The 17587-nt window shown below is 62.3% G+C and carries 18 protein-coding genes; 2 read left to right on the top strand and 16 right to left on the bottom strand.

The features are described 5' to 3' along the window. Positions 1–4: 4 nt before the first annotated feature. Both rpmF and AB4Z20_RS21400 read right to left on the bottom strand, forming a co-directional pair. Positions 5–187: a 50S ribosomal protein L32 gene (rpmF, locus tag AB4Z20_RS21405; protein ID WP_003179396.1), complete on the bottom strand. Its 183-nt coding sequence runs from the start codon at positions 185–187 to the stop codon at positions 5–7. Positions 188–200: 13 nt separating this feature from the next. Beyond that, positions 201–728: a YceD family protein gene (locus AB4Z20_RS21400; protein ID WP_018613526.1), complete on the bottom strand. Its 528-nt coding sequence runs from the start codon at positions 726–728 to the stop codon at positions 201–203. A 105-nt stretch (positions 729–833) separates the two neighbouring features. On the opposite strand from AB4Z20_RS21400, the gene AB4Z20_RS21395 reads away from it, so the two are divergent. After that, entirely contained in the window at positions 834–1412 is a 579-nt protein-coding gene (locus AB4Z20_RS21395; protein WP_258689024.1) for a Maf family protein, read from the top strand. A 151-nt stretch (positions 1413–1563) separates the two neighbouring features. Here the strand turns inward: AB4Z20_RS21395 and sppA are convergent, their stop codons facing one another. From sppA to rluC, 3 genes are read right to left on the bottom strand one after another with little or no spacing between them, the layout of a single operon-like run. Further along, a complete protein-coding gene (gene sppA / locus AB4Z20_RS21390) occupies positions 1564–2553 on the bottom strand; it encodes a signal peptide peptidase SppA (protein ID WP_442090551.1) in 990 nt (329 codons plus the stop codon). A 20-nt stretch (positions 2554–2573) separates the two neighbouring features. Next, a complete protein-coding gene (locus AB4Z20_RS21385) occupies positions 2574–3236 on the bottom strand; it encodes an HAD-IA family hydrolase (protein WP_253476843.1) in 663 nt (220 codons plus the stop codon). After that, entirely contained in the window at positions 3226–4182 is a 957-nt protein-coding gene (gene rluC / locus AB4Z20_RS21380) for a 23S rRNA pseudouridine(955/2504/2580) synthase RluC (protein ID WP_214509714.1), read from the bottom strand. Before rluC ends, AB4Z20_RS21385 begins: the two co-directional genes overlap by 11 nt. Before the next feature lie 699 nt (positions 4183–4881). On the opposite strand from rluC, the gene rne reads away from it, so the two are divergent. Next, positions 4882–8082 carry a ribonuclease E gene (gene rne, locus AB4Z20_RS21375; protein WP_442090550.1) on the top strand — a complete coding sequence of 1067 codons (3201 nt, stop codon included), beginning with the start codon at positions 4882–4884 and terminating at the stop codon, positions 8080–8082. A gap of 345 nt (positions 8083–8427) precedes the next feature. Here the strand turns inward: rne and AB4Z20_RS21370 are convergent, their stop codons facing one another. From AB4Z20_RS21370 to AB4Z20_RS21320, 11 genes are all read right to left on the bottom strand, one after another. Continuing rightward, on the bottom strand, positions 8428–9018 hold the full coding sequence (locus tag AB4Z20_RS21370) for a nucleotidyltransferase family protein (protein WP_442090549.1): 591 nt from the start codon (positions 9016–9018) through the stop codon (positions 8428–8430). 20 nt (positions 9019–9038) lie between these two features. Next, positions 9039–10010: an XdhC family protein gene (locus AB4Z20_RS21365; RefSeq protein WP_253476861.1), complete on the bottom strand. Its 972-nt coding sequence runs from the start codon at positions 10008–10010 to the stop codon at positions 9039–9041. Then, a complete protein-coding gene (locus tag AB4Z20_RS21360; protein ID WP_442090548.1) occupies positions 10010–12325 on the bottom strand; it encodes a molybdopterin cofactor-binding domain-containing protein in 2316 nt (771 codons plus the stop codon). Before AB4Z20_RS21360 ends, AB4Z20_RS21365 begins: the two co-directional genes overlap by 1 nt. Then, positions 12322–12792 (bottom strand): (2Fe-2S)-binding protein, encoded by a 471-nt coding sequence (locus AB4Z20_RS21355; RefSeq protein WP_003204280.1) that lies wholly within the window; start codon positions 12790–12792, stop codon positions 12322–12324. Before AB4Z20_RS21355 ends, AB4Z20_RS21360 begins: the two co-directional genes overlap by 4 nt. 266 nt (positions 12793–13058) lie before the next feature. Further along, on the bottom strand, positions 13059–14078 hold the full coding sequence (gene murB, locus AB4Z20_RS21350; RefSeq protein ID WP_442090547.1) for a UDP-N-acetylmuramate dehydrogenase: 1020 nt from the start codon (positions 14076–14078) through the stop codon (positions 13059–13061). Beyond that, the gene (locus tag AB4Z20_RS21345; protein WP_014339516.1) at positions 14075–14539 is read right to left on the bottom strand and encodes a low molecular weight protein-tyrosine-phosphatase; all 465 of its coding nucleotides are present in this window, start codon (positions 14537–14539) and stop codon (positions 14075–14077) included. The genes murB and AB4Z20_RS21345 overlap by 4 nt, the downstream gene beginning before the upstream one ends. Then, positions 14539–15303: a 3-deoxy-manno-octulosonate cytidylyltransferase gene (gene kdsB, locus AB4Z20_RS21340; protein ID WP_442090546.1), complete on the bottom strand. Its 765-nt coding sequence runs from the start codon at positions 15301–15303 to the stop codon at positions 14539–14541. The genes AB4Z20_RS21345 and kdsB overlap by 1 nt, the downstream gene beginning before the upstream one ends. Beyond that, positions 15300–15485, bottom strand: coding sequence for a Trm112 family protein (locus AB4Z20_RS21335; protein WP_003174668.1), 186 nt, complete (start codon positions 15483–15485; stop codon positions 15300–15302). Before AB4Z20_RS21335 ends, kdsB begins: the two co-directional genes overlap by 4 nt. Before the next feature lie 23 nt (positions 15486–15508). Further along, positions 15509–16519: a tetraacyldisaccharide 4'-kinase gene (gene lpxK / locus AB4Z20_RS21330; protein ID WP_442090545.1), complete on the bottom strand. Its 1011-nt coding sequence runs from the start codon at positions 16517–16519 to the stop codon at positions 15509–15511. Further along, positions 16519–16947, bottom strand: a complete 429-nt coding sequence (locus AB4Z20_RS21325; RefSeq protein WP_214509707.1) for an ExbD/TolR family protein — start codon at positions 16945–16947, stop codon at positions 16519–16521. Before AB4Z20_RS21325 ends, lpxK begins: the two co-directional genes overlap by 1 nt. Beyond that, positions 16944–17579 (bottom strand): MotA/TolQ/ExbB proton channel family protein, encoded by a 636-nt coding sequence (locus AB4Z20_RS21320; protein ID WP_170845976.1) that lies wholly within the window; start codon positions 17577–17579, stop codon positions 16944–16946. Before AB4Z20_RS21320 ends, AB4Z20_RS21325 begins: the two co-directional genes overlap by 4 nt. Positions 17580–17587 lie beyond the last annotated feature (8 nt).

Here is a 17587-nt window from a genome sequence, read left to right as displayed (position 1 = left end):
GTGATTACTCGTCAGCGCCCTTGTCGATCACTTTACGGCCACGGTATACGCCTTCTGGCGATACGTGGTGACGCAGGTGAACTTCACCAGTGGTTTTTTCTACGGACAGGGTGCTAGCCTCGAGAGCGTCGTGCGAACGGCGCATGTCACGGGCAGAGCGGGATTTTTTGTTCTGCTGAACAGCCATAATTGATTAACTCCTAAACGTTTGGGTCACGCTTTAACTGCGCCAATACACTGAACGGGTTGGACCGCGTTACCTCGTCCTCGCTCGGTTCGGGCTCATCTGCTCCCGCCGGCTGCTGGCATTCTTCCGGATGATGAGCAGGCACAATGGGCAAGGCGAGCAGAAGCTCCTCCTCGATCAGTGACTGCAGATCCAATGGATCTTCGCCCAGTTCCAGCACGTCATAACCTTTCGGCAACGACTGGGTATTCGCACCCTCCTTCACCACGGCGTAACTGCATTCGCTGTGGATCGGCAGGGTGACCAGCTCAAGACAACGCTGGCAAACCATTTTGACTTCAGTGTCGATAAAACTGTGGATTACCACAGATTTACGTTCATCTCGTTCAAAAACGAATTTGGCCTGGACCGTACCGACATCGTCGGAAAGCGGGTCGCAGAGTCTCTTCAAATTGGCCAGCAGCAGTTCACCTTGAAGGGTGGTGCCACGGTCAGCCAATTTGCGCGGGTCAACGTGAGGTGGAATCGGGTCATTCAACATAGGCGCAGCATTATAGGGATGCCCCCGGCCATGTCAAAGGAAATTCAGCCCTGTCCGTCACTTGCGCGCCTCGCTAGAATTCGCACCTGCCTTTTGGAGCCGCCCATGCTGCCTTTATTACTTGCCTCAAGCTCGGTCTATCGCCGGGAATTGCTTGCCCGCCTGGGACTGCCGTTCGTCTGCTGCTCACCCGACATCGACGAAAGCCATCGCCCCGGCGAGCTCGCCCTTGAACTGGTCAAGCGCCTGGCCCGGGAAAAAGCCCTGGCACTGGCCGACAGCCACCCGGCACACCTGATCATCGGTTCAGACCAGGTCGCCGTGCTCGGCGAACGCATCCTGGGCAAGCCTCACACCTTCGAGAACGCTCGCGAGCAACTGCTGGCTGCCAGCGGTACCAAGGTCACGTTCCTGACCGGCCTGGCACTGCTCAACAGCCAGACCGGCGCCTGTCAGGTCGACTGCATTCCGTTTACCGTCACCATGCGCACCCTGGACCCAGAGCGCGTCGAACGCTACCTGCGGGCCGAGCAGCCTTACGACTGCGCCGGCAGCTTCAAGGCCGAAGGACTTGGCGTGAGCCTGTTCCAGAGCACCGAAGGGCCAGACGCCACCAGCCTGATCGGCCTGCCGCTGATTCGTCTTGTGGATATGTTGCTGGCCGAGGGCGTGCAGATTCCCTGACCTGAGAATCATCCGTGGCGAGGGAGCTTGCTCCCGCTCGGTTGCGCAGCGACCGCAAAAATTTGGGGCCGCTTCGCAGCCCAGCGGGAGCAAGCTCCCTCGCCACAAGGGCCAGCACCAGCCGCCCCCTGCATTGAAGCTCCCAATACGATCAGCGCAACGCAGGCCCCTGGAAGCCCACCCACATCGCCAGATGCTCGGCGATGCTTGCCCCCAGCTTTTTCGAGAAGCGATCGAACGGCGACTCTTCGATCGTGAAGTCCACCAGATCCTTCTGACCAATCACATCCCGCGCCACCGAACTGGCACTGCCCAAGCCGTCGATCAGGCCCAGCGGCAACGCCTGCTCCCCCGACCAGACCAGCCCGGAGAACAACTCAGGATGCTCCTTGTCCTTCAGGCGCTCGCCCCGACCTTTCTTGACGCTGGCAATGAATTGCTTGTGAGTGGTGTCGAGCACGCTCTGCCAAAAAGCGGTTTCTTCAGGCTTTTGCGGCTGGAACGGATCAAGGAAGGATTTATGCTCGCCGGAGGTATACACCCGACGCTCCACGCCCAGCTTCTCCATGGTCCCGACAAAGCCATAGCCGGCCGCTGTCACACCAATGGAACCCACCAGGCTGGCCTTGTCGGCATAGATCTGGTCCGCCGCACTGGCAATGTAATAGGCACCGGAAGCACCGAGATCGGAAATGACCGCATACACCTTGATATCCGGGTGCAATGCGCGCAACCGCACGATCTCGTCGTAAACGTATCCCGATTGCACCGGGCTACCACCGGGACTGTTGATGCGCAGCACCACGCCCTTGACCTTCGAGTCCTCGAAAGCAGCCCGCAGGCTACCGACAATGTTGTCGGCGCTGGCAGGCTCTTTGTCGGCGATCATGCCCTCGATATTGATCAAGGCGGTGTACGCCGAGCCGGCGACAGCGCTTTTCTCCATGTCCATCAGCGGCGTGAACAACGCCAACGCAACAAAGAGATAAGTAAAGGTCAGCAACTTGAAGAAAATACCCCAGCGACGGGAGCGACGCTGTTCCTGCACGCTGGCGAGCAAGGTTTTCTCCAACAGCTTCCAGCTTTTGTCATCCCCGCTCTCGGCGCTCGCCTTGACAGGTGCTTTCCATTCATCGGTCATGCGCGAATCCCCAGCAAAACTTAAAGAGCCCGCTGGCTCAGCCAGGCGTGCAACTCAGGAAAATGATCAATGGCCAGTCGCGGCTCGAATGCCCGTAGCGCCTCGATCGGTTGAGCGCCGTAGCTGACCGCCACCGACCCCATGCCGGCGTTGTGCGCCATCTGCAGGTCGAATGACGAATCCCCCACCATCAGCGCCTGCTCCGGTCGCACGTTGCAGTGCGCCAGGATCTGCTCGAGCATCAACGGGTGCGGCTTGCTGGCGGTTTCGTCCGCAGCACGGGTGATATCGAAATAATCCTCCCAACCATGGGACTTGAGCACTCGATCCAGCCCGCGACGAGCCTTGCCGGTCGCGACAGCCAGGTGATAGCCCTCGGTACGCAGAGCCTCCAGCGTACCCGCCACGCCATCGAACAACGGTGAAGGCTCGGCGTCCAGTGCGATGTAGTGATCAGCGTAATGCTGGCGAAAAACCACCAGCTCATTGTCGTCAATTTCCGGATACAGGCTGCGAATGGCTTCTGGCAACCCGAGACCGATGATGCCCTTCACTGCCAAGTCGTCGCACCGGGCAAACGCCATGCGGTCCGAGGCGACATGCATCGCCTCCACGATCCGACCAATGGAGTTGGCCAGAGTGCCGTCCCAATCGAAAATCAGCAGTTTGTAGTCAGGATGCACTCAACCGCTCCACGGTCTTGGCCCACATGTCATCCACCGGGGCCTGCAATTTCAGCTCGCCACCATCGGGCAGTGGCACAGTCAGCATGTAAGCATGGAGAAACAGGCGCTTACCGCCCAGATCGCGGATTTCCTTGGTGAAATCGTCATCGCCGTATTTGCTGTCGCCGGCAATGCAATGCCCGGCATGCAAGGTGTGGACACGGATCTGGTGAGTACGCCCGGTCACGGGCTTGGCCTCGATCAGGGTGGCGAAGTCGTCGAAGCGGCGCAGCACCTTGAACACCGTCAGCGCCTCCTTGCCCTCCTCGTTGACTTCGACCATGCGTTCGCCGGAACGCAGGTTGCTCTTGAGCAACGGCGCACGGACTTGCTTGATGGAGGTTTCCCAGCGGCCACGCACCAGCGCCATGTAGCGCTTGTCGATGCCGTCGCCGCGCAATTGCTCGTGCAGGTGGCGCAACATGCTGCGTTTCTTGGCGATCATCAGCAGGCCGGAGGTGTCGCGGTCGAGGCGATGGACCAGCTCCAGCTCCTTGGCGTCCGGACGCAACTGACGAAAGGCTTCGATCACACCGAAATTCAGGCCGCTGCCGCCGTGAACCGCAATGCCCGCGGGCTTGTTGATCACGATCAGGGCTTTGTCTTCATAGATAATCGAGGCTTCAAGGCGTTGCAGCAGACCCTGGGCCAGGGGCACCGGCTCATCGCGCTCGGGCACGCGAACCGGCGGCACGCGCACGATGTCACCGGCCTGGAGCTTGTACTCGGGCTTGATCCGACCTTTGTTCACCCGCACTTCGCCTTTGCGCAAAATGCGGTAGATCAAGGTCTTGGGCACGCCTTTGAGCCGGGCCAGCAGGAAGTTATCGATTCGTTGGCCGGCATATTCCGGCGAGACCTCGAGCAGTTGAACGCCAGGGGTCGAAGGGGCAGTAGTTGTCATGGCGGCGATCATAACAATTTTTTATGGAATTGAAGCACTTAATCATTGCTGCTATAGTCGCGAACGCCGCCAAAAGTGGCTGGCCAGTGGACTAACGGTCAAAAACCGGCCCTGACCAACGCAATTCACGAGGACGAGAGGCCGTCCTACGGGGCTTTCGCTACGTAACGGTAGAGTTTTCAGGTGTAACGAGCGCAGGTGACATGAGGCCTGAAATACGCCGCAAAGCAGAGTTTTGACTCGCCTTGCGCGCCACATTCACGGCCAGTTCACAAAGTGCAGTCAGCTGCGGACGACCCCGAGCGAATGCTTCGGAAACAACGCCTAAATTAGCCATGATGCGTGACCTCCCCTTCCGGAGCTCACGGTAAATGCCAACCCGCTGCGGATTCTGCGCGCGGCAGCACCCGAATTATCAGGGATACGTGTAGGGTGGAGATGTACAACCGTCGGACTGTGTAGCACTAGGCTTATATTTAGACGCTTCATCTCGTCCACAGACGCCGGTTGATTCCTCCTCCTGACTGAGTGCTTGAGTACCAGCAAGCAGGACGCGTCCGTCGCGACTTCGCCATCATTGGGTCGAACTCGCTGGACACTGGAGTGGCCTTGCCATCTCCAGGACGCACCTGACACCGACCGTGAGAAGTCGTGTGTGCCGAACGCCGTTTCCGGCAGCCCGGAAACCGACGGTACTACATGAAAAGAATGCTGATTAACGCAACTCAACCCGAAGAGTTGCGTGTTGCACTGGTAGACGGCCAGCGCCTCTACGACCTGGATATCGAATCCGGTGCACGCGAGCAGAAGAAGGCCAACATCTATAAAGGCCGGATTACTCGCATCGAACCAAGCCTTGAGGCTGCCTTTGTCGATTTCGGCTCCGAGCGCCACGGCTTCCTGCCCCTCAAAGAAATCTCCCGCGAATACTTCAAGAAGGCCCCTGAAGGCCGCGTCAACATCAAGGACGTCCTGAGCGAAGGCCAGGAAGTCATCGTTCAGGTCGAAAAAGAAGAACGTGGCAACAAGGGCGCCGCCCTGACCACTTTCATCAGCCTGGCCGGCCGTTACCTGGTCCTGATGCCGAACAACCCTCGCGCCGGTGGCATCTCCCGCCGCATCGAAGGCGAAGAGCGCAACGAACTGCGTGAAGCCCTGAACGGCCTGGTTGCCCCGGCTGACATGGGCCTGATCGTGCGCACTGCCGGCCTGGGCCGCAGCAGCGAAGAAATGCAGTGGGACCTCGACTACCTGCTGCAACTGTGGACCGCCATCAAAGAAGCCTCGCTGGATCGCTCCGCGCCGTTCCTGATCTACCAGGAAAGCAACGTGATCATCCGCGCCATCCGCGATTACCTGCGCCAGGACATCGGCGAAGTGCTGATCGACAGCGTCGAAGCCCAGGACGAAGCCCTGACCTTCATTCGCCAGGTGATGCCGCAGTACGCCAGCAAGATCAAGCTCTACGAAGACAGCGTTCCGCTGTTCAACCGTTTCCAGATCGAAAGCCAGATCGAGACCGCCTTCCAGCGCGTCGTCGAACTGCCGTCCGGCGGCTCCATCGTCATCGACCCGACCGAAGCCCTGGTGTCCATCGACATCAACTCGGCCCGCGCCACCAAAGGCAGCGACATCGAAGAAACCGCCCTGCAGACCAACCTTGAAGCGGCCGAAGAAATTGCCCGTCAGTTGCGCTTGCGCGACATCGGCGGCCTGATCGTCATCGACTTCATCGACATGACGCCGGCCAAGAACCAGCGCGCCGTGGAAGAAAAGGTCCGTGAATGCCTGGAAGCCGACCGTGCCCGCGTACAGGTCGGTCGCATCTCGCGCTTCGGTCTGCTGGAAATGTCCCGTCAGCGCCTGCGTCCATCCCTGGGCGAAAGCAGCGGCATCGTGTGCCCGCGTTGCAACGGCACTGGCATCATCCGTGACGTCGAGTCGCTGTCCCTGGCGATCCTGCGCCTGATCGAAGAAGAAGCCCTGAAAGACCGCACCGCCGAAGTTCGCGCCCAGGTGCCGATCCCGGTGGCCGCGTTCTTGCTCAACGAAAAACGCAACTCGATCACCAAGATCGAACTGCGCACCCGTGCCCGTATCGTCATCCTGCCGAACGATCACCTCGAGACGCCGCACTTCGAAGTGCAGCGCCTGCGCGATGACAGCCCGGAAGCCCACACCAACCAGTCCAGCTACGAAATCGCTGCTGCCGCTGCCGAAGTGGAAGAAGTCCAGCCGGCCGCCGCCGCCACTCGTACCCTGGTTCGCCAGGAAGCCGCGGTCAAGACCGCTCCGGCCCGCGCCAACGCTCCGGTTCCGACCGAAGTGGCCGCTCCGGTTGCCGCCCCGGCCGCTGCACCAGAGCCAAGCCTGTTCAAAGGCCTGGTGAAGTCGCTGGTCAGCCTGTTCGCCACCAAGGAAGAACCTGCTGCCCCGGCCGTCGTCGCCAAGCCTGCCACGACCGAGCGCCCTGCCCGCAACGAAGAACGCCGTAACGGTCGCCAGCAGACCCGCAACCGCAACGGTCGTCGCGACGAAGAACGCAAGCCTCGCGAAGAACGTGCACCGCGTGAAGAACGTGCGCCACGTGAGCCGCGTGAAGAGCGTCAGCCGCGCGAAGCCCGTGAGGAAGCGCCAGCCGTAGCCCGCGAAGAACGTGCACCACGTCCGCCGCGTGAAGAACGTCAGCCGCGCGCACCGCGTGAAGATCGCAAGCCACGTGGCGAGCGTGAAGAACGTGTTCGCGAACTGCGCGAGCCACTGGATGCCGCCCCGGCTGCTGCTGCCGCCACTGCCACTGCCACCGCTGAAGAGCGTCCGGCCCGCCAGCCTCGTGAAGAACGTGCACCGCGTCCGCCACGTGAAGAGCGCCAGCCACGCGCCGAGCAGGCAGCCGCCGCTGCCAGCGAAGAAGAAGTGCTGAGCACCGAAGAGCAGTTGCAGGAAGACGGCCAGGACACCGCCGAAGGCGATCGTCCACGCCGCCGCTCCCGTGGCCAGCGTCGTCGCAGCAACCGTCGTGAGCGTCAGCGCGACGCCAACGGCAACGTGATCGAAGGTTCGGAAGAGTCCGAGTCAACCGAGAACGCCGAAGCGCCAAGCGCTGCGGACCTGGCCGCCGGCCTGGCTGTGACTGCGGCCGTTGCCAGCAGCGCAATCAGTGCCCCGGCCGAAGCCCAGGCTCACGAACAAGCCGAACGCGCTACCGCGGCGGTGGAAAGCGCGCCGGTTGAAGCGCCTGTGGTCGAAGCCACTACCCCGGTAGAAGCCACTGCTTCGCCAGAAGTGGAAGTCGCCCCAGCCCGTGAAGCCCAGGTTGCTGAAACTGAAGTGGTCGCCGAGCCTGCACCGGTCGTCGAGCAGCCAGTGGTAGCCGCTGAGCCGGCCTTCGAAGCACCGACCGAGGAAAAGGCCCCAGAGCCTGCCCGCGAGGAGCAGACTGCGTTCAACTGGACCGCCGAGCCAGCTGCACCGGCACCTGTTGTCGAGCCAGAACCGACACCAGAACCCGTGAAAGCGGTCGAGCCTGAAGTGGTCGAGCCTGCTCCAGTGGTCGAGGCACCCGTGGTTGTCGAAGCACCTGCCCAGGTTGAAGAGCCAGAACCTGCCAGCGCCTTGACCGCGAATGGCCGCGCGCCGAACGATCCGCGTGAAGTGCGTCGTCGCAAGCGTGAAGCCGAGCGTCTGCAGAAGGAAGCCGAACAAGCTGCCGCTCAAGCGCCTGCTGCCGAGCCAGCTCCAGCCGTGGAAGAAGTCGCCGAGGCAGCCCCTGCCCCGGTCGCCGAGACCTCGACTGAATCGACTCCGACATTCGACGAACCTCAGCACACCGCTGAAGAAGTCGCGCCGCGTCACACTGAAGCCCTGGAAAAAGAGCACGAGCCTAAACCTCACGCCTAATTCCACCGCCCAGTAAAAAGCCCCGCCTGGTCATGCCAGGCGGGGCTTTTTTATGCCTTCATACTTATCCACAGTGGGTCTGAGCCCAGGCACAAGACTTATGCCAACTGAAAATCCAATGTGGGAGCCGAGCTTGCTCGCGATGGCTCCGGGTCAGCTTGCATCAATGGTGAATGTCAGACCGCTTTCGCGAGCAAGCTCGCTCCCACACTGGATCTGGGGGCGGGCACAAGTTTTATGCCCGCTGAAGATCCAGTGTGGGAGCGGGCTTGCTCGCGAAGGCGCCGGGTCAGCTTGCATCAGTGTTGAATGCCAGCTCGCTGCCACAGGGTTCTGCGTCGTCTGTTATTTGAAGGTTAGAGCCTCAGGCACATCGACATCCCACGTCACGCCCGGGTCATCCACGGGTACTTCGACTACCTGCGCCCCGGCAAACAGTACCTTAGCGCCGCGATCCCCGGTCAATGCCATCAGTTTCGGCCCAAACCCACGACCGAATCCCACCGGATGCCCGTATTCCCCTGCAAGGACCGGCACGCTGATGCCGTCCGCACGGATCCCCGCCACCACCTGTTCGATGCTCGACGGCAGGATGAAGGGCATGTCGCCCAACACCATCAGCCAGCCATCAAGGTCCGGGCAGGCCTGGACGCCTACGGCAATGCTGTCGCCCAGGCCGGGCGAGTCCAGTTCCACGAAATCGCAGCCATAGGCCTGGGCCATGCGAATGGCTTGCGGCCGGTCCCTGCTCGTCACCAGCACGCGCTTTTCCAGGGAGGCAGGCAGATTCACCAGCACCTGCTCGATCACCGACCGCACGGCACCGTCACGCCCTGTGCAATCAGCCAGCAATTTATCCTTGTCCGGACCTGCAATACGGCGGAAACGGCTGCCCGATCCGGCCGCCAGAATGATCACGCCAATCGACTCACTCATACGCCCTCCTCGCCCACGGCTTACAGCGACTTTTTCTGCCGCAGTTCAACGCCATTCTTGATGGCCACGATTTCGGCCAGCAGCGACAACGCGATTTCCGCCGGGGTGTGGCTGCCAATGTGCAAGCCGATGGGTCCATGCAAGCGTTCAATGGCCTCTGCTGACAAGCCTAGCTGAGCCAGGTTATCCCGGCGCTTCTGGCTGTTGACTCGCGAGCCCAGGGCACCGACATAAAAAGCCCTGGAGTCCAGGGCCGTGAGCAGCGCCATGTCGTCCAGGCGTGGGTCATGGGTCAAGGCCACAATGGCGGTGCGCTCGTCGGTCTGGATGCTCAGCACCGCTTCGTCGGGCATCCCCGAGACGAAGCGGCCATGCTGCTCTTCCCAACCGTAGACAAACTCCTTGCGCGGATCGCAGATCAACACTTCGAAATCCAGCAACCGGGCCATTTCCGCCACGTAGCGCGACAGTTGCCCGGCGCCGATCAGCAGCAGCCGCCAACGTGGACCGTATATGGCCCGCAGGACCTGCCCATCGAACACCAGGGCGTCGGTCTTGCTGGCGGGGGTCAGGACCACGTTGCCGCTGGTCACCGTCAGCTCACGGGCAACAATCTCATGGGCTTCGCAACGTTCCAGCAATTGCGCAACCCAGTGTGGATCGCCCACCCGCTCTTCGGTCAGGCGCAGGGTGCCGCCGCACGGCAGGCCGAAGCGCGCCGCTTCTTCGCGGGTGACGCCATAGGTGATCAGTTGCACCGGCGGACCGTCCGCCGGAATGCGACCGTCGTGCAGCCGGGCGATCAGGTCATCCTCGACACAACCGCCCGACACCGAACCAATCACCACGCCATCTTCGCGCAGGGCCAGCATCGCCCCCGGCGGCCTTGGCGCTGTGCCCCAGGTCTGGACCACAGTGAACAGCACCACCCGCTGCCCGGCGCGGCGCCACTCGAGCACGCTGCGCAGGACGTTCAGATCAACGCTGTCCATCAGGCCTTCGCCTGCTGCCAGCCCTGCAGCTGATAGCGCACAGGCAGGCTACGAATACGCTTGCCAGTGGCGGCGAAAATCGCGTTGCACAGCGCAGGCGCAATCGGCGGCACGCCCGGCTCGCCGACACCGCCCAACGGCACCTCACCCGGCGGCGTGACCAGATGCACCGCCACTTCCTTGGGCGCCAGGGACATGCGCGCCACTTCGTACATATGGAAATTGTCCTGCTGCACCTTGCCGTCCTTGAAGCTGATTTCGCCTACCATGGCATTGCCCAGGCCCATGACGCAGGCGCCCTCGAACTGGGAACGGATGCGCTCTGGGTTGATCTGCGGACCGCAATCCACGGCGATGTCCGCCTTGTGCACGATCACCGTGCCGTCGTCCTTGACCTCCACTTCGATCACCGCCGCCACGTAAGTGACGAAGCTGTAGTGCACCGCCAACCCCAGGCCACGGCCCTTGGGCAGCTCCCGCCCCCAACCGGCGGCCTTGGCAGCGGTTTCCAGCACCGTGCGAATCCGCGCGGTATCAATCGGATAACGCTCGGGGGATTCGCCATAGTTCCATTCTTCGCTCAAGGTACGCGGATCAATCTTACGGTCCGGCCCGAGCAATTTGACCTGGTACTTCAGCGGATCCTGGCCGGCCTTGTGGGCCAATTCGTCGATGAAACTCTGGATCGCGAAACCATGGGGGATGTTCGACACCGAGCGATACCAACCCACCCGGGCATGGGCCACCGCTTCGGGATTCTCCAGGCGCAGGTTCGGGATGGCGTAGGCCATGTTGGTCACGCCCATGCCTATTTCGAACGGCGCCTCGTGGGTCATGCCCGGCGCAAACAGTGCGGTGATGCTCGGCGCTACGGTGCGGTGCAACCAGCCGGACGGCATACCGTCCTGGTTCAGGCCGGCCTTGAGGTATTCGGCCGACACGGTGTGGAAATACGAGTGATGGATGTCGTCCTCGCGGGTCCACTGCACCCGTACGGCCTGGCCAGGAAACTCCTTGGCGAGCACCGCCGCTTCGACGACAAAGTCGGGTTTGGACTTGCGTCCGAAACCGCCGCCCAGCAGCGTAATGTTCACCGTGACCTTCTCGAAAGGAATGCCCAGGCGTTCAGCGACACGTTCACGGGTTACCTGCGGGGCCTGGCTCGGTGCCCAGGCCTCGCATTGGCCGTCCTTGAAGCGGGCAACGGCAACCATCGGTTCCATCGGTGATTGGGACAGGTGCGGCAGGTAATACGATGCTTCCAACGTCGAATCAGCCTTGGCCAGCGCGTCGTCGAGATCGCCGCTGCTGCGCACGACTTTTCCGGGCTTGAGGGCCGCCGCTTCCAACTCCTTGCGATAGGCAATGGAGTCATAACCGGCATTCGGGCCGTCGTCCCATTGGATTTTCAGTGCTTCGCGGCCCTTGATCGCCGCCCAGGTGTTCTTCGCCACCACCGCCACGCCGCCCAACGGCTGGAATTCCGAGGGCAGCGGGCGCCCTTCGATCTGCACCACCTTGACCACACCCGGTACTTTCAGCGCCGCGCTGCTGTCCACGCTCTTGACCTTGCCACCATAGACCGGCGGACGCGCGATGACGGCATAGAGCATGCCGTCGAAATGCACATCAGCACCAAACACAGCACGGCCATTGACGATGTCCGCGCCATCGATGGCCCGGCTCGCCTCCTTGCCGATGTAGCGGAACTCCGATGGCGACTTGAGGCGCAGGCTGTCACGCCCCGGTACCGGCAAGGCACTGGCAGCAGCGGCCAATTCGCCATAGCCCAGTTCACGCCCCGAAGGCTGGTGCAGCACTTTGTGCAGTTGGGCATGGCATTCACTCACTGGCACCTTCCACTGCGCAGCGGCGGCCAGTTCCAGCATGGTCCGCGCAGCGGCACCGCAACGGCGCATCGGCTCGTACCAATGACGCATGCTGCGCGAGCCGTCGGTGTCCTGGTTGCCGAAGCGCGCCTCATCGGCCGGCGCCTGTTGCACCTTCACACGCGCCCAGTCGGCCTCCAGCTCATCGGCCACGACCATGCTCAGGCTGGTGCGCACACCCTGGCCCATTTCCGAACGGTTGCAGATCACGGTCACGCTGCCATCGGCGGCAATGCTGACGTACACCTTCGGGTCGTCGACCGCGCCATGGGGCATGCCCTCGGCACCGAATTTCTTTTCCTCGGCAAAGGCCTCCGGCAGGCCCCACGTGGCCGCCAGCACCAGCACACCGGTGGCACTCGCGCCTTTGAGGAAGCCGCGACGGCTGAGGTTGCTCAGGACAAAATCATTGGGCAAGCGGCTCATGCCTTGGCCTCCTTCAGGTGAGTGGAGGCCTGGCGGATCGCGGTCTTGATCCGGTTGTAGGTGCCGCAACGGCAGATGTTGCCGACCATGGCTTCTTCGATCTGCTCATCACTCGGGTTGGGGTTGGTCTTGAGCAAGGCGGTCGCCGACATGATCTGCCCGCCCTGGCAGTAACCGCACTGGGCCACCGCCGTGTCGAGCCAGGCCTTCTGGACGATTTGCCCAACCGGATCGACATGAAGTTCGTCGATGGTGCTGACATTTTGCCCATTCACAGAACCGATTGGCGTAATGCAACTGCGCGCCGGGGCGCCGTCGATGTGGATGGTGCAGGCGCCACACAGGCCCATGCCGCAGCCGAATTTGGTGCCGTTGTAACCGGCCACATCCCGGATAGCCCACAGCAGCGGCATGTCCTCGGTCACATCCAGTTGATGGTCTTTTCCATTGAGTTTCAGGGTAATCATGGGCACGCCCGCATAGTGATCGAGTTATGGGGTCGAGCAATCTGCCGCCGGGTTGACGGTTCGGTTGTCGCAGACTGGCTCAGGCTGATCGGGCTCTCTTATGCCGGCGCACGCAGGCGTCTGCATCGGGCCTTTAGGATGCAATGGTCGCATCGTTAGGAAGCTAAATTAACCCAGGATCACGCAAAACGCCCTGCACAATCCTGCACAAATGCTTGTGTGCAGGGTGTGCAGGGCGTTTTTTCAGACGCTTGCGTGAAAGTCGCTCAGTACCGATTGGGTTCCATTTCCAGCTCGACCTGGAAACGCTCGGCAATGTCTTTCTGGATGCGCAGGGCCAGGTCCAGAAGTTGCGGGCCCGTGGCGTTGCCGTAGTTGACCAGCACCAACGCCTGCAACTTGTGCACCCCGGCATCACCTTCGCGAAAGCCCTTCCAGCCGGCGCGCTCGATCAGCCAGCCGGCAGCGATTTTCATCTGCCCTTCAGGCTGTGGATAAGCCACCAGGTCAGGGTATTGCAGCTTGAGGTGTGCTACGTGCGCGGCCGGCACCAGCGGGTTCTTGAAGAAGCTGCCGGCATTGCCCAGCACGGCCGGGTCCGGGAGTTTCTCGCTGCGGATGCTGCAAATGGCCCGGCTCACATCGGTGGGTGTCGCCTGCTCGATGCCCTGCTCGGTCAACCGCTGGCGAACCGGACCGTACTCCAGATGCAAGTGTGCGGCGCGGCTGAGGGCGAAGCGCACCCGTAGGATCAACCAGCGACCCGCTTGCTGTTTGAACAGGCTGTCGCGATAAGCGAACCGACCGTCTTCAAGGCTGAAATCGCGCAGTTCACCGGTCTGGCGATCCAGTGCGGTGAGGCCGGCGAAGACGTCCTTGATCTCCACACCGTAGGCGCCGATGTTTTGCATCGGTGCCGCGCCCACAGTGCCGGGGATCAGGCTGAGGTTCTCCAACCCGGACCAGCCCTGCGCCAGCGTGTGCTGGACGAACGGGTGCCACGGCTCCCCTGCTTCGGCTTCGACCACTACGCATTCGCCGTCATCGCTGAGCAGGCGAATACCGTGGCTGGCCATGCGCAGCACCAGCGCGTCGATGTCGCCGGTCAGCAGCAGGTTGCTGCCGCCGCCGATTACCAACAATGGCACGGCATGTTCGGTGGCATAAGCCAACGCCTCGCGAACATCACCATCGCTACGGGCTTCGGCGAACAACCGGGCAGTGACGTCCACACCGAAACTGTTGAAGGGCTTGAGGCTGACGCCCGCCCGAACCTGCAAGGTCATAACCGCCCCTTCAATTCGATCACCAGGCGATCAGTAGCGCGTTCGATCAAGTCCAGCACTTGCTCGAAGCCTTGTTCGCCGTCGTAGTACGGGTCCGGCACATCGTCGAGCTCGGCTTCGTAGCGCCGCAGGAACAGGTCCAGCTCGGCCCTGCCATTGGCCGGTTGCAGGGCCTTGAGGTTGCGCAGGTTGCTGCTGTCCATCGCCAGGATCAGGTCATAGGCAGCGAAATCAGCGCGGGTCACCTGTTGCGCACGCTGGGCCGACAAGTCGTAGCCACGCTTCAGGGCCGCCGCCTGGCTGCGCTTGTCCGGGGCCTTGCCGACGTGCCAGTCACCGGTGCCGGCGGAAGCGACTTCCACCTGCCCGGCCAGCCCGGCCTCACGCAACTTGTGGCGCAGGATACCTTCGGCGGTGGGCGAGCGGCAGATGTTGCCGAGGCAGACAAACAGGACCCGCATCAAGCCTCCAGCAGGCGACGAACGCGCTCGAGGTCTTCGGAGGTGTCGACACCGGTCGGCGGGGCGATCAGCGCATCGGCGACGTGGATCCGCACGCCGTGCCACAGGGCCCGCAGCTGTTCCAGGGCTTCAGTGTTTTCCAGCCAGCACGGGCCCCAGGCGACGAAGTCCTGGAGGAAGCCGGCGCGGTAGGCATAGATGCCGATGTGGCGGCGGTATGGCACGCCTTCCGGCATCACGTCACGGCTTTGGGCGAATGCGTCCCGCGCCCAGGGCAACGTCGCGCGGCTGAAGGTCAACGCCAGGCCATTGAGGTCACTGACCACCTTGACCACGTTGGGGTTGAACAGGGTCTGCACATCCTCGATAGGCTCGGCCAGGGTGGCCATGCGCGCCTCGGTGTGGGCCGCGAGGTTGGCGGCGACCTGATCGATCACGCTCGGCGGGATCAACGGCTCGTCACCTTGCACATTGACCACGATAGCGTCGGCGGCAAGACCGAGTTTCGCCGCGACCTCAGCCAGGCGGTCAGTGCCGGAATTATGGTCTTCACGAGTCAGCACGACTTCGGCGCCAAAGCCTTTGCAGGCCTCGACGATGCGCGCATCGTCAGTCGCCACCACCACACGCTGGGCGCTGCTTTTGCAGGCCTGCTCCCAGACATGCTGGATCATCGGCTTGCCAGCAATCGACAGCAACGGCTTGCCGGGCAGGCGCGTCGAAGCGAAACGCGACGGAATGACAACGGTAAAGGCTGCGGTCATTTATCCAGGCGCTCGTCGGTGGTCAGGGTGCGAGCTTCGCTTTCGAGCATCACCGGGATGCCGTCGCGAATCGGGTAAGCCAGGCCGGCACCCTTGCTGATCAGCTCGGTCTTGTCGGCGCTGAGCTTGAGCGGGCCTTTGCAGATCGGGCAGGCCAGAATATCGAGCAATTTGGTGTCCATGGAATTCCCCTGGATAAAAGGTTTTAAGGCAAAAGCCGATCCGGCAACAGGCGCATCAACTGCGTATCGAACCAGGCCGCGAAGGCCGGCGACGGCGCGGCGTCTACCGCCAGGTACCACCAGTCGGGTGCGGCGAAGGCACGGCATTTGACTGCGTCCTTTTCCGTCATGACCACCGGCAGCGATGGCGTGAAATTCAAGGCCTGGGCGTTGTATTCGGCGTGGTCGGCAAACCCATGCGGTATTGGCCGCCAGTGTAGCGTTTCGAGGGTCTTGAAGAAACGCTGGGGATTGCCGATTCCGGCCACGGCATGCAGGGCCTGGCCGGGTGGAAAATGCTCAAGGGAGCACCGCTCGCCGCTGGCCAGGTTCACCAGCGCGGTGGGGCGTAATTGGAAGGCGAAACCGTCTTCGCGGTCGGCACTGGCGCCGTTGTACAGCACGGCGTCGACCGATTGCAGACGCTCGACCGGCTCGCGCAATGGCCCTGCAGGCAGGCAACGGCGGTTGCCCAGGCCACGGGCGTTGTCGATCAACACCAGCTCGAGGTCGCGGGCCATCCGATAATGCTGCATGCCGTCGTCGGACAGGATCAGGTCCAGCGGCTCGGCCTCCAGCAGCGCCTGGATCGCGCGACTGCGATCAGGGTCGATCATCAACGGCACACCGGTGCGCTGGACGATCAACAGCGGTTCATCACCCGCGACGTCGGCGCCCTGCTCGGCCGTTACCCGCCAAGGCAGTTGCGGCGGCTTGGCGCCGTAACCCCGGCTGACCACCCCGACCCGCAGGCCACTGCGCTGGCAGTGCTGGATCATCCACAGGATCAACGGCGTCTTGCCGGTGCCGCCAACCGTGATATTGCCGACCACGACCAACGGCACGGGAGGCTGGTAGATCTGGCCTTCACCCGCCAGGAAACGCTCGCGCTTGCCCACCACCACCCGGCGGTACAACCACTCCAGCGGCCGTAGCAAGGTCAGCGCCGGGTGACCTTCATACCACGCGGCAAGCAATCGATCGGACATGGCCATCAGGGTGCGGGGGCCGCCTCGACCGTGGTCATGCGCAGATGGCTGAAACCGAGCTTGCCGGCCGCGTCCATGGCAGTGATCACTGATTGATGAGGGGTCTTGCCGTCGGCGCTGATGGATAGCGGCAGGCTGGTGTCGCCGCCAGACTCTTTCTGCAAGGCATCGATCAGGCTCGCCAGGTCGCTCTTGGGCAGCAATTGGTTGTTCACCGAGAACGCCCCTTCGGCGCTGATGGTGATATCCAGGTTCTTCAGTTGCTGGTCTTCGGCCGGCGAGCCGCTGATGGCCTGCGGCAATTCAACCTTGAGCTGGGTTTCCCGGGTGAACGTAGTGGTCACGACGAAAAACAGCAGCAGGATGAACACCACGTCGATCAGCGACGCGAGGTTGATCTCGATGTTTTCCCGTGGCTTGCGGCGGAATTTCACTTCTTGCCCCCAGCCAGGTCCACGTCACGGTCACCTTGCACCACCTCGACCAGCTTGATCGCTTCCTGCTCCATGCCGACCACCAACTCGTCGACGCGGCGTTGCAGGAACCGATGGAAGAACACGGCCGGAATACCCACCATCAGGCCGGCGGCGGTGGTGATCAAAGCCTTGGAAATACCCCCCGCCAGTACTGCGGCGTTAGTGGTCATGCCGGAGCCGGTAAACGCACTGAAGATGTCGATCATGCCCAGCACCGTACCCAGCAGGCCCAGCAGCGGGGACATGGCGGCGATGGTGCCCAGGGTATTGATGTAGCGTTCCAGCTCATGGATGACCCGCGCGGCAGCCTCCTCGATGCACTCCTTCATGATCTCGCGACCATGCTTGGAGTTCGCCAGGCCGGCGGCGAGGACTTCCCCCAAGGGCGAACTGGCTCGCAGCTCCTTGAGCTTGTCCTTGTTCAGCTGCTTGTCCTTGATCCAGACCCAGACCTGCCCGAGCAGATGCTCCGGGGTCACGCGGCTGGCCCGCAGGGTCCACAGGCGTTCGGCAACGATACCCAGTGCCACGATGGAACTCAGAATGATCGGCAACATCATCCAGCCGCCGGATTTGACCAATTCCCACACAGTGACTG

Origin of the sequence: Pseudomonas sp. KB_12 (assembly GCF_052114545.1) — a bacterium.
In the GTDB taxonomy this organism is placed as follows: Bacteria; Pseudomonadota; Gammaproteobacteria; order Pseudomonadales; family Pseudomonadaceae; genus Aquipseudomonas; species Aquipseudomonas brassicacearum.
Note: the sequence above shows the minus strand (reverse complement) of the source record. Positions and strands in the feature narration are given on the sequence as shown.